The 12,658-nt window shown below is 34.6% G+C and carries 11 protein-coding genes; 5 read left to right on the top strand and 6 right to left on the bottom strand.

The annotated features are described in order from the left end of the window. Window positions 1-213 precede the first annotated feature (213 nt). Entirely contained in the window at window positions 214-1,431 is a 1,218-nt protein-coding gene (gene mef(A) / locus D8790_RS03650) for a macrolide efflux MFS transporter Mef(A) (protein WP_000417517.1), read from the top strand. 119 nt (window positions 1,432-1,550) lie between these two features. Further along, entirely contained in the window at window positions 1,551-3,014 is a 1,464-nt protein-coding gene (gene msr(D), locus D8790_RS03655; protein WP_000420317.1) for an ABC-F type ribosomal protection protein Msr(D), read from the top strand. A 117-nt stretch (window positions 3,015-3,131) separates the two neighbouring features. Here the strand turns inward: msr(D) and D8790_RS03660 are convergent, their stop codons facing one another. From D8790_RS03660 to D8790_RS03685, 6 genes are all read right to left on the bottom strand, one after another. Next, window positions 3,132-3,431 carry a DUF5960 family protein gene (locus D8790_RS03660; RefSeq protein ID WP_001072466.1) on the bottom strand — a complete coding sequence of 100 codons (300 nt, stop codon included), beginning with the start codon at window positions 3,429-3,431 and terminating at the stop codon, window positions 3,132-3,134. Then, window positions 3,418-3,786 (bottom strand): hypothetical protein, encoded by a 369-nt coding sequence (locus tag D8790_RS03665; RefSeq protein ID WP_000567223.1) that lies wholly within the window; start codon window positions 3,784-3,786, stop codon window positions 3,418-3,420. Before D8790_RS03665 ends, D8790_RS03660 begins: the two co-directional genes overlap by 14 nt. Further along, complete coding sequence (locus tag D8790_RS03670; RefSeq protein WP_011184710.1) at window positions 3,783-5,198, bottom strand: Y-family DNA polymerase; 1,416 nt, start codon at window positions 5,196-5,198, stop codon at window positions 3,783-3,785. Before D8790_RS03670 ends, D8790_RS03665 begins: the two co-directional genes overlap by 4 nt. A gap of 122 nt (window positions 5,199-5,320) precedes the next feature. After that, window positions 5,321-5,548, bottom strand: coding sequence for a hypothetical protein (locus D8790_RS03675; protein ID WP_032462760.1), 228 nt, complete (start codon window positions 5,546-5,548; stop codon window positions 5,321-5,323). A 2-nt stretch (window positions 5,549-5,550) separates the two neighbouring features. After that, window positions 5,551-6,240: a LexA family transcriptional regulator gene (locus tag D8790_RS03680; protein ID WP_011184709.1), complete on the bottom strand. Its 690-nt coding sequence runs from the start codon at window positions 6,238-6,240 to the stop codon at window positions 5,551-5,553. Between the two features lie 113 nt (window positions 6,241-6,353). Continuing rightward, entirely contained in the window at window positions 6,354-7,541 is a 1,188-nt protein-coding gene (locus D8790_RS03685; protein ID WP_032462768.1) for a DNA cytosine methyltransferase, read from the bottom strand. Window positions 7,542-7,642: 101 nt separating this feature from the next. Here D8790_RS03685 and D8790_RS10830 point away from each other — a divergent pair, with 101 nt between their 5' ends. From D8790_RS10830 to D8790_RS03705, 3 genes are all read left to right on the top strand, one after another. Further along, the gene (locus D8790_RS10830) at window positions 7,643-9,280 is read left to right on the top strand and encodes an AAA family ATPase (RefSeq protein ID WP_227876854.1); all 1,638 of its coding nucleotides are present in this window, start codon (window positions 7,643-7,645) and stop codon (window positions 9,278-9,280) included. Further along, window positions 9,261-10,541, top strand: a complete 1,281-nt coding sequence (locus tag D8790_RS03695; RefSeq protein WP_024399309.1) for an LlaJI family restriction endonuclease — start codon at window positions 9,261-9,263, stop codon at window positions 10,539-10,541. The genes D8790_RS10830 and D8790_RS03695 overlap by 20 nt, the downstream gene beginning before the upstream one ends. A gap of 1,521 nt (window positions 10,542-12,062) precedes the next feature. Beyond that, entirely contained in the window at window positions 12,063-12,632 is a 570-nt protein-coding gene (locus D8790_RS03705) for a hypothetical protein (protein ID WP_011184704.1), read from the top strand. Window positions 12,633-12,658 lie beyond the last annotated feature (26 nt).

The raw sequence follows: 12,658 nt of genomic DNA on the forward strand, positions 1-12,658 counted from the left end.
AGCATTCATTAGTTACGGTGAGGATATTGGTTATTTAACTATACCTTTATTTAACTATACCTTTATTTAACTATGTCTTTAATATGAATGTTTCCAAATTGTATGTATGCAGACCAAAAGCCACATTGTGGATTTAGGCCTGCATTTTTTTATTGCCTATAATGCTATTCAAAATAGAAATTTAAGCAAAATAATATGCAGGAGATAATATAAATGGAAAAATACAACAATTGGAAACTTAAGTTTTATACAATATGGGCAGGGCAAGCAGTATCATTAATCACTAGTGCCATCTTGCAAATGGCGATTATTTTTTACCTTACAGAAAAAACTGGATCCGCGATGGTCTTGTCTATGGCTTCACTATTAGGTTTTTTACCCTATGCGGTCTTTGGACCTGCAATTGGTGTGCTAGTGGATCGTCATGATAGGAAGAAGATAATGATTGGTGCTGATTTAATTATCGCAGCAGCTGGTTCGGTGCTTACTATTGTTGCATTCTATATGGAGCTACCTGTCTGGATGGTTATGATAGTATTGTTTATCCGTAGCATTGGAACAGCTTTTCACACCCCGGCTCTCAATGCGGTTACGCCACTTTTAGTACCAGAAGAACAGCTTACGAAATGTGCAGGCTATAGTCAGTCTTTGCAGTCTATAAGCTATATTGTTAGTCCGGCGGTTGCAGCACTCTTATACTCCGTTTGGGAACTAAATGCTATTATTGCCATCGATGTATTGGGTGCTGTGATTGCATCTATTACGGTAGCAATTGTACGTATTCCTAAGCTGGGTGATCGCGTGCAAAGTTTGGACCCAAATTTCATAAGAGAAATGCAAGAAGGAATGGCTGTACTACGGCAAAATAAAGGATTATTTGCTTTATTACTCGTTGGAACATTATATATGTTTGTTTATATGCCAATTAATGCACTATTCCCTTTAATTAGCATGGATTACTTTAATGGAACACCTGTGCATATTTCTATTACGGAAATTTCCTTTGCATCTGGAATGTTGATAGGGGGTCTATTATTAGGGTTATTTGGGAATTACCAAAAGCGAATCTTATTAATAACGGCATCCATTTTTATGATGGGGATAAGCTTAACCATTTCAGGATTACTTCCCCAAAGTGGATTTTTCATTTTTGTAGTCTGCTGTGCAATAATGGGGCTTTCTGTTCCGTTTTACAGCGGTGTGCAAACAGCTCTTTTTCAGGAGAAAATTAAGCCTGAATATTTAGGACGTGTATTTTCTTTAACTGGAAGTATCATGTCTCTTGCTATGCCAATTGGATTAATTCTTTCTGCACTCTTTGCTGATAGAATCGGTGTAAATCATTGGTTTTTACTATCAGGTACTTTAATTATTTGCATTGCAATAGTTTGCCCAATGATAAATGAGATTAGAAAATTAGATTTAAAATAAACAATATTGGAGGGATATTTATGTATCTTATTTTCATGTAATTCTTCCTGCTAAAATCGCAGGGTTTTTCCTGCGTACAAGCAAATGAAAGCATGCGATTATAGACAGGAGGAAATGTTATGGAATTAATATTAAAAGCAAAAGACATTAGTGTGGAATTCAAAGGACACGATGTTTTAGATATAAATGAATTAGAAGTATATGATTATGACCGTATTGGTTTAGTAGGAGCAAATGGTGCAGGAAAAAGCACTTTATTCAAGGTACTTTTAGGAGAATTAATTCCCCCAGGATGTAAAATGAATCATCTGGGTGAACTTGCCTATATTCCCCAGTTGGACGAAGTAACTCTGCAGGAGGAAAAAGATTTTGCGCTTGTAGGCAAGCTAGGTGTTGAGCAATTAAATATACAGACCATGAGCGGTGGTGAAGAAACAAGGCTTAAAATAGCACAGGCCTTATCGGCACAGGTTCATGGTATTTTAGCGGATGAACCTACGAGCCATTTAGACCGTGAAGGAATTGATTTTCTAATAGGACAGCTAAAATATTTTACAGGTGCACTGTTAGTTATTAGCCATGACCGCTATTTTCTTGATGAAATAGTAGATAAAATATGGGAACTGAAAGATGGCAAAATCACTGAGTATTGGGGAAACTATTCTGATTATCTTCGTCAGAAAGAGGAAGAACGTAAGAGACAAGCTGCAGAATACGAACAATTTATTGCGGAACGTGCTCGATTGGAAAGGGCTGCGGAGGAAAAGCGAAAACAGGCTCGTAAAATAGAACAGAAGGCAAAAGGTTCTTCAAAGAAAAAAAGTACTGAAGGCGGAGGGCGTTTAGCTCATCAAAAATCAATAGGAAGTAAGGAAAAAAAGATGCATAATGCCGCTAAATCCCTAGAGAACAGGATTGCGGCATTAGGAAAAGTAGAAGCTCCGGAAGGCATTCGCAGAATTCGTTTCAGGCAAAGTAAAGCATTGGAGCTCCATAATCCATACCCTATAGTCGGTGCGGAAATTAATAAAGTATTTGGGGATAAGGCACTGTTTGAAAATGCATCTTTTCAAATTCCGCTAGGAGCAAAAGTGGCATTAACGGGTGGTAATGGAACCGGAAAAACAACTTTAATCCAAATGATCTTAAACCATGAAGAAGGAATTTCTATTTCACCTAAGGCAAAAATAGGTTACTTTGCACAGAATGGTTACAAGTACAACAGTAATCAGAATGTTATGGAGTTTATGCAGAAGGATTGTGATTACAATATATCAGAAATTCGTTCTGTGCTAGCATCTATGGGGTTCAAACAGAACGATATTGGAAAAAGCTTATCTGTTTTAAGCGGTGGAGAAATTATAAAATTGTTGCTTGCTAAAATGCTCATGGGTAGATATAACATCCTAATAATGGATGAACCCAGTAACTTCCTTGACATACCAAGTTTAGAGGCTTTGGAAATACTAATGAAGGAGTACACCGGAACTATCGTGTTTATCACCCACGATAAACGATTACTCGAAAATGTAGCTGATGTAGTTTATGAAATTAGAGATAAGAAAATTAAGCTGAAACATTAAATTTTAGGTAGTCGCTGGTCAGTATAGTCTGTTCTGGCTGGCGACTCCATTGTTAAAGAGTATAAAGACTTGAGATTTTATGAAGATTAAAAATAGGAACAGTAAATCGAACTGCTCCTATTTTTCTGCTAAATATGTTGTAGTTTTCTTATATGTATAATGATAGATTAGTGGATTCTCTTCTAAGGTTCTTACTTCAAATATGAAGAAGTGATCGCGGTTATCTCTGGACTTTTCCTTATTGAGGACAAAGTAATTCTTACGTGAAGTCGCCATTGTTTTGAGGATATCATCGGTCAGGAAGGTCAATGGAATATTCATGTTGGAGTAGCGGTAGAAGTCACGTTCAAAATCTTGGTAGCTCTCGCTGTAATAGTCCATTTGCAGGTGATTACGCTGAAATTCAAGCTGATTCATAGAGCACCTCCTCTACAAGTTCAATACTAACAATGTCTTTCAATTTCAAATTAATGTGACCTGTTGTAGTTTTTATCAAAATGAAATCTTTGGTCAGACTTGGTATTGTTCCAGTATAGGAAACTTGATTGTTTTTTTTAACAACATGAATGCGCGTGTTCAGTTGCCCAGCATACACCTGACTGAGGAGTAATAATTTCTTCTCCAGTGACAAATCTGACATATACGTTACTTTGTTTGCATCGTCAGTGAGTGCTGATGTATGCTCAGATAGGAAAAAGCCCATCCATTTTTGCATCTTAGTATCCTGGTACTCTCTTGCTGACTGAAATGGCAAGTATGAACGATCAATCATTTTAATCCCTCCAATCCACCAGCGGAATGACCGCCGATAAGTTTACTACGTTCAATATTTCTGGAACCTTCGGTTAGGACGGTTCCTTTTTGAATAGCTAAAAAGCCAAACTGTTCTCTGACAACATCAATTGCTGTCTGAAGTCTATTTTCTTTTTCAATTTGTTCTACATCATCAAAAAGTGACAGTAGAGTAAAGTTTTCATCTACAAAGCCACCATAAGACACACCGATTTGCCTCACTGCACCAGAGGTGTATTTCTTTCGGAATAATTCAAGTACATGACCAACCATTGTTTTTGGAAGATTTGCTGGGTCAATTTTTTTCTGAGCATTAATTGATTTTTTCATCTCAGTTCTAGAATAGCCAATATGAATAGAAACGACAGTAGCTTTTTTATGTGCCGAGCGAAGACGGTTAGCAACCTGGTCAGCCATTTCAGCTAATACGATTTCAATTTCTCTTTGGGTTCTGTAATCTCTAGGAAGTACTTGTGAGTTACCCAATCCTCGTGATTTTGGTTTATAGGGTTCATGGACGTTGCTCTCATCAACACCGTTTGCGTGAAACCATAGCTGAACACCAACTTTGCCGAATTCTTTTTTGAGAATATCAGGATTGAAGTTGGCTAGTTCTTTGATTGAATGAATACCAAGTTTTTGTAAATGAATCTCGGTTTTACTACCAATCCCCCAAAAGTCTGTTAGTTTTGGAATGGCCCATACCTTGGTTTCTACATCTTCGTATGACCAGTTCGCTCTCATTGTAGCAGTTTTTTTAGCTTCATTATCTAGAGCTAGTTTAGCTAGAAGAGGATTGGAATTACTCATTCCAACAGTTGAGATAATACCTGTTTTACTGTAAATATCTCTCTGAATCATAGCCGAAACATTATCTAACTTATCTTTCCTTGACATTGACTTATCAGAAATAAAGTAAGAAAGTGAGCTAGTAAGGTCAATAAAGCCTTCATCGATTGAATAGGGGAGAATGTCATCTGGAGCAGCATAGTCTTGAAATATATGCTGAATCTCTAGATTCTTCTCAATATATCTGTCCATTCGCGGAGGAACGATGAGTGTACGCTTTGCCCAGTGTTCGATGAAAGATTTATACTTCGGTGTTACCTCAAGACCTTGTTTCCACGCATTCTGATAGCTGAATTTTCGAGTGTTTATATCAAATGGCAAGTCGTAGGAACGACCTACATTTGCTTTACCGAATACTTTTTTAAACATTGGAGAAGAAGCGAGAATCAATCCTGCCGAGTTGTCTGCACGGCTCATGACGCACAGTGATGTGTAGAGTGGATGTAAACCTCTATCCACACATTCTACAGAAGCGTAGAAGGACTTCATATCGAGGAAGGCTATGTCACTTTGAGGTTCAATAGAATAGTCGATATAGCCCATAGGATTATCTCCTTTTTAGTTTCTCTAGCTCTTCGATAAGTTCTCCGATGTAGTCAGTGATGTCGTATTCAAATTTGTCAGGGGTGAAGATAATACGTTCGTCTTTGATGTAAATCATTTCTTTAACATTCATTGATATCGTCATCCACCTCGGTCATAGCAATCAAAATAGAATCCTCTATCAAAAAAGCGTAAGGATAGATTTTTGCATCATCATTTTGAGGAATAAGAATTTCATCGAATCCTTCATTCTCTAGCCGCTCTTCAAAGTTGTCCATACAGAATATTTCAACTTTACAGTTCGGATTGAAACCATACGTCCCAAGTTCTAAAATATCCTTTAGCTTCATGACTATACTCCCTCGACAGGCATAAAGTGACCTACAACTAGACCAACAATTCTAGGTTCATCCTCGTAAGGGATGAACTTCTCTGGATAGTCCTTATTCAAGGATACCATTCTAAATCCATCCTCATCACGGTAGAGTTTTTTGATATAGACTGAGTCATTCCATGATAATGCATAGACTGCACCATCATAGTCGAAACCGTTTGAACGAATTAGTGCGACTTCTCCACTCTTATATACAGGCTCCATAGAATCTCCCTCAATCCAAGCAGCAATGTCGTAACCGTATTGTTCCTCATCAGAGTAGATTGTTTCAGTTTCAAACTCGTCAAAGAATCCTTCTCCAAGACCAGCTGAGAGTTGGATATCTGATAGCACTTGGACTGAGAAGAGAGGAATGACGTTTGAAGTTTGTTGGGAAAGAAGAAGTTCCTCAACATACTCCTCTGCCTTTAGCTGGTTATCGGGAGATAACTGAAGATAGTTATTTACGATATTGTATTCAGATTCAAAATAAGTGACTGGTACATCAAGAATAGCAGCGAGAGCGGTGAGGTTTTTTTGATTAGGTGTGTTTCTTCCGTTTTCCCAATTATGGTAAGCGGAACGATGAACATTTAATTGATTAGCGATTGCAGTCTGTGATAACTTTATTTCAAGTCTTCGTTGTTTTAATCTTCCGTGAGAAAACATGTTCCCCTCCTTTTTGTCTAGTTATAACTCAACAAAATTATATCAGAATATTTATATTTTGCAACTAGAATTAAAAAAGTCTATCAATTCAATTGATAGACTTTATATATTAACTATTTTTTTAGGACGGCTAGTATTTGTTTAGCAATTTCATGAATTGTTGGTACACAGACAGAATTTCCAAATTGTTTGTAGGCTTGTGTATCAGAAACCGGAATTATAAACTCTTCAGGGAAACCTTGGAGTCTAGCAGCTTCTCGTGGAGTAATTTTACGTGGGTTTTTACCTTTTTGTTCTATTAATATTTCACTTCCATCTTTGTAGTATCGAGCAGAAAGTGTATTTGTATATGGACTATCAGCATTAAATAGTGAGTAGCCGAATCCATTTCCTTTTGTTTTATGTTCAGCTTTCCTTCTTTGGTGTCCTTCCCAGAGTTTATCGGAGATAGTATACTTTTCATCAACATCAGTTTGTAGAATATTTCCTAGTTTAGTTTCTAAATGAAACGGTTCAGGGAAACGGAATTCACTAAAATTATTTACACAAGTCTTATCAAATCCAACTATATAAATCCTTTCTCTATTTTGTGGTACACCAAAATCTCTGGCCTTAAAAAGTACAGTTGATGTACTATATCCTAAATTCTCAAGAGTTGAAATGATTATCTTGTATGTCTTACCTTTATCATGTGTCTTTAGGTTTTTGACATTTTCAAGTAAAAAAGCTTTTGGACGTTTAGCTTTTATTATTCTAGCAACGTCAAAAAATAAAGTTCCACGAGTATCTTCAAATCCTAGACGTTTACCTGCTTGGGAGAAAGCTTGACAAGGAAAACCAGCAACGAGTATATCATGATCTGGTATAGTATTTTCATCAATCTGAGTGATGTCACCTTCTGGAGTGTCTCCAAAATTAGTAATGTATGTTTTTTGAGCAAATTTATCCCATTCACTTGTAAATACAGTTTCTACTTCATTTGTTAATTGGAAACCTAATCTAGTTCCACCTATTCCAGCAAAAAGATCGATCATTTTGAACGGAAGATTTTCACTAATAATAAAAGGCGGATTCTTTAGAGAATTAAAAAAAGACTGAATACTGGACTGTTCAAGTTTTGAAGGATGCGTTTCTTCTGCTTCCCAACGTCTAATGGTTCTATCTCCAAATTTTTGAAGACCGAGTGCATCTGCTAATTCTTTTTGAGTGAGATTATATTTTTTTCGTAGATATTTTATATCATTTCCCGAAAGATTTTCTGCAATTGTAGTTTTTTTTGATAAAATATTGGTAGTAGTCAATTTTCTATTACTTTCTAAAATGTGTCTATCAAAGGTCAAATTGTCCTATAATTGACACTTTAACACATTTTATGATATTAGTCAATTTAGGAGGCCTAATTATGCTAAAGGATTTAGGAGTTATTTTTGATGAGCAAAGCAGAATAGCATCGGAATTTCTATCAAAAAATGACACTGAGGTAATTCTCTCTACTGAATTTAAAGAGAATTATAAAAAACATATTGATATGTTAGGTGATGAAATTTATTTTGAACAGTATAATTCAAAATATCACACTAATAGTAAGTTTATTATAATTCCGAATCAGTGGTTTTATCTTGCTTTTATTGCAGCGCCATATTATAAAGAATTCCTTAAATATAAATCAATCCTGTTGGACACACTATCGGGCGATGATTTTAAAGAATTTTGCCAAACAGCTAGAAATGGTGAATTAGATGAAAATTTATTTGATACTATCTCAGTAGATCTTACTGAAACTGATACGTTATTTCTAAAGAAATTTGTTACCGATTATCATTGGTGGCATGGCGGGAAGGAAATCCACAGGGGGGATAGTTTTATATCACCAATTTTAGCTTTATTAAAGTTAATTAATGCTTCTTCTGAACATGTAGCAATAATTGTAAAGTATCTCGTTGATGCAGATTTTGATTTAAGTGATGTAAATAAGTACTTTGAACTTGTTGAAATGGACAGCCGAAGTGTAGTTACTACCAATTATGACAATACGAACCTTGTGGGTGATAATATTCTTCTCTATGGGGTTCCTGGGTCTGGAAAAAGTTTTAAAATTGCTACCGAATATTGCAATGATGAAAATAGAATGGAGCGATTAGTCTTTCATCCGGACTATATGAATACTGACTTTGTCGGACAAATAATGCCTACTGTAAAAGAAAATGGAGATATTACCTATCTTTTTTCACCTGGACCTTTTACAAGAATTGTGAAAAAGGCAATTGATAACCCTAGTGAACACTATTATCTTGTAATTGAGGAGTTAAATCGAGGCAATGCTCCCGGAATATTTGGAGAAATCTTTCAATTATTGGATAGAAGTGCTAGCGGTGAAAGCGTCTACGGTATTAACAATTCAATACTTGCTACGGAAATTTATGGTGATAAGTCTCATCAAATTAAAATCCCTTCTAACTTATCGTTACTTGCAACAATGAATACCGCAGACCAAAATGTATTCACTCTTGATACAGCATTTCAACGTCGATGGACAATGGAAATGATTGAAAATGATGTTGATTTATCGGAATATGGGAATTATTTTATTGCTGATACACAATATTCTTGGAAAGTATTCAACAAAGTTATCAATAAAAAAATTCTTGAGACTAGTAGCCAGACTCTAACTTCAGAAGATAAGCGAATGGGAGCATATTTTATTTCTGGTAATGTATTGAATATTGAACGGATACATCAAGTACCAGCAGGTGATTCCGGTAATGAATTCAATAAAAAAAATAAACGCTTTGCAGAAAAAGTTTTGAAATATCTTTGGGATGATGCCTTCAAGTTTAATCGTGAAGATATCTTTGATGTTGCTTTGTATCCAAGTTTAGAGGCAATTATTAAGCGATTCACGGATAATGATAATCCTGAAAATGGGCGTTTTGATGTTTTCGCCAAAGATATCAAAGAGGAGTTAGAAAATCTTAAGGAAGCAACTTTAATAGATAATAACAACGACACAGGAGAAGAAGATGTTGACAGTACCGAATAAATCCTTACTGGATATGTGTCGTGTTGCAACAAATATGGAAGGTGATACGTTTGTTGGTATTAAAGCTGAGATAATAGAAGGTGTACAAGAAGTTACTGTAAATTTTCCATTAGGGTTTGAGATTGCAAAAGATGTAGAAACAGCAAGAAGAGACATAATTGCCCTTGTTTCCGTCTTACAAGCTCATAATGATGAAGAGTCTCGCCTAAGAACTGTAAACGTGAATCAAGCTCTAAAAACGTTAAACTTTCCTATGGAGGCTTATACATTTGTTATACATGATTTTATTAATCGTGGTACATATTACAAGGAGACTGAAGAGTACTATATTCAAACTTTGGGTGGCCGAATTAATTGGGCGAGAACTATAAAACGTGTTCAACCAGTTGTTCAAGGAAATGGATTTAAATTTTTGAAAATGGAATCTAAGAAGCAAAGTGATACTGATATTACTCTTTTAACGGAAATAAACAAATTCTGTGTATATGAAGCTTTTCTAAATATGGGATGGCTGTATCAGCTTCCTCAACCTGAAAAAGCTCGTATTAATTATAATAGATCTCAGTTTGAGTCTATAATCAAAAAAAAGATGGCTACAACTTTTAATGATATGGAGAGAAGACTTTTCCAAAGTATGATTGACATACTTAATTATAAGGATAGGCAAGAGGAACCTGATAAGTTTTATTTTGGAACTAATAATTTCCAATATATCTGGGAAAATCTTATAGATTATACATATGGAATTGCCAATAAAACTTCATATTTTCCTAGAACAAAATGGGATTTAGTTTTTGAGACAAAAACTTCAAAAGGGTATGCATTAGAACCGGATACTATTATGGTTCATAATGACAATGTTTTTGTATTAGATGCAAAATATTACAAGTTTGGTCAAACTAACTTAATGAAAGATTTGCCTCCTTCTACAAGTATTAATAAGCAAATTACATATGGTGAGTATGTGGCAAATCAAGATTTGCTTAAAAAATTACATGGACAGAATTCAAAAGTTTATAATGCATTCTTAATGCCATTTTCAAAGAGTCACGAAATTTTTCAAACAGATGGAATGTATCAGTATATCGGAGAAGCTCTTGGTGAGTGGAAGGGTCAGGATAAAACTTATGAGCGAGTTCAAGGTATTTTAGTCGATGTAAAAACTTTGGTACATAATTCTGCTAGAAATCGGACTCAGTATATCCAAGAATTATCCGATTTAATCTCCGAGAAGGTTGATGAAAAATTAGCAAATATGTAATAAGACTTTCAGTGATAATTTTCACTGAAAGTCTTTTTGTTTATTTCTATATCTTCTCTGAGAAGAAGCGTTCTTACAACTTTCAGAGCAATATTTTTTTATTGTATTTGACCTTTGGACATAAAATGGGGTGTTACATCCTATATTCTCGCAAATTTTATACATGGCAATTTTAGGATTTGAGTAAAATAAAGTGAAGTAAAATGCTGAAATTAAATCTGGTAAATTCCAATCAGGTAGTAAAGTATCTAAATTTATTTTAGGTTGGACTTTAGCTAATCCTCTATTAATTTCCAGTGCAAGTATTTCCTTTGACAAGATTAATAGTGCATTTTTCAATTCACTTGATTTCATAAAATTTGATAAGTCTTCATCTTCAAATTTTAAATTCGTATTTGAAATGTCGCAAATACCAACTTTACTGAAAAACAAATATATGAAGTCAATAATGTGTGCTGTTATAGGTTCAAGATTTGCAGGCTTGTTTACATACAGATAAAAAATATCTTTTATAAAATCATCGTATTGTAAATTTTCAATTATGTCTTGATAATATAAAAAATCTAAATCACATGTGTATCCGTTTTCGGAAAATTTATTCTCTACCTTTATGTACGTCGTTATTTTACCAGTTNAAGAGGTATGCCTGGTTGTCATATCACTTAAGTTTTTTTCTGGTATTGAATTGCGAAGCACATGAAATGGAAACAAAGAGGGGAATATGAATTTACTTTTTCCAAGATTTAGCTCTAACTGTGGCTTNCCANTTAATAAGAATGTACTTAATAATAATTCTTTGTATTCAATCGATTTGGCGATATTGTTAAAAATTGATAAAAGAAGTTTAAGTCTGCTTTGAAATTCAAGAATGTAATTAAACTCAATGCTATCATAATTTTCACTACTTTCCCAATCAAATAAAAATCCATATTTATTTAAATAATCTATAAAGGTACTTTTGTTAATGGACAAGAACTCACCAAACGGATTATTTTTTTTTGAGTCTACATTACTTGTAACAAGACCCGTTAAGCTATCAAAATTATACTTTGCATAATCAGGTTTAGGCATGTGTGAGCAATATAATGTAAGAATCTCCTGACCAGAGTTCGGATCAAAAGTGTCTGTTAATGAATACTTTTCAATCTTATTTTTGAATGTAAATTTACTTTCCATATATAGATTACTTTCCGGATTATAATAATGTAATTTTAACCTAAAATAGACAAAAAAACAATAACGATATTAAATAGTAATCGTTTTAATCGTGAACTTCAATTACGGATTATTTTCTATTACAATTTAACTAAGAGATGAGATATCTCTAAACGATTATCATTACAAAAACGGAGTCGTGACGACGACCATAATTTCAGATGTTTTGGTATTGATTACTTTTTTCAGCTTGTGAAATTGGCTGACCGATAACATAGAGGAAAGTAACTATGCGGTCAAGAATATTTTTTGCATGCCTTGATTTGTCATGTGTGCTTTCGGTATTAACTGGGAAGCCAATTTATCATGACAATCAATGTCAACTTTTTCAACTACTGCCAAACTCAATCTTCATCAACTGGAGTACAACCAACTGAAAGTGAAGTACTAGCACCCATGTTCGTGCAGGATTATTACATGGATTCACGCCATTCAGGTTTGCTACGTGGTACGTTTCGTCAATGTCGTATTATGGGTATTCCAATACTAACTGCCTTTGTTCCAGTCGCAGAAGAGGACTATGAACAGATGGTCTGGTGGTACAATAACTCAGTTAATGATTATCTTAAAGATTATCGTAAGCCAAGTAAAAATGCTCCTAAGATTTCATCTTGGGAAGCATTCACAGAGAAACAAGATTTACCAATGATAGATGATGACATTGAGCTTTATCTATTCATGGATCAGTTTGAGTTTTTGAAAGCAAAACTTGCAGAATCAAATTTTCAAGCACCAGATATTTTGGAAATGTTATTTGATGGTTACGAGAATAAGGAAATCTTTGAAAAACTAGGAGTACAGAAATCTGCTGGATATAAGAAAGTAAAAAATACTCAGAAAGAAGGGTTAGAGCTTTACAACAAATTTAATAAATAACAGAATCGCCATCTCAATTACGAGGT

Origin of the sequence: Streptococcus cristatus (assembly GCF_003943535.1) — a bacterium.
Lineage (GTDB): Bacteria > Bacillota > Bacilli > Lactobacillales > Streptococcaceae > Streptococcus > Streptococcus cristatus_L.

Coding starts and splice junctions, on each gene's coding strand:
- D8790_RS03660 (WP_001072466.1), bottom strand. CDS start 3,431: ATGAATCAGCTTGAATTTCAGCGTAATCACCTGCAAATGGACTATTAC.
- D8790_RS03665 (WP_000567223.1), bottom strand. CDS start 3,786: ATGATTGATCGTTCATACTTGCCATTTCAGTCAGCAAGAGAGTACCAG.
- D8790_RS03670 (WP_011184710.1), bottom strand. CDS start 5,198: ATGGGCTATATCGACTATTCTATTGAACCTCAAAGTGACATAGCCTTC.
- D8790_RS03675 (WP_032462760.1), bottom strand. CDS start 5,548: ATGAAGCTAAAGGATATTTTAGAACTTGGGACGTATGGTTTCAATCCG.
- D8790_RS03680 (WP_011184709.1), bottom strand. CDS start 6,240: ATGTTTTCTCACGGAAGATTAAAACAACGAAGACTTGAAATAAAGTTA.
- D8790_RS10830 (WP_227876854.1), top strand. CDS start 7,643: ATGCTAAAGGATTTAGGAGTTATTTTTGATGAGCAAAGCAGAATAGCA.
- D8790_RS03695 (WP_024399309.1), top strand. CDS start 9,261: ATGTTGACAGTACCGAATAAATCCTTACTGGATATGTGTCGTGTTGCA.
- D8790_RS03705 (WP_011184704.1), top strand. CDS start 12,063: ATGACAATCAATGTCAACTTTTTCAACTACTGCCAAACTCAATCTTCA.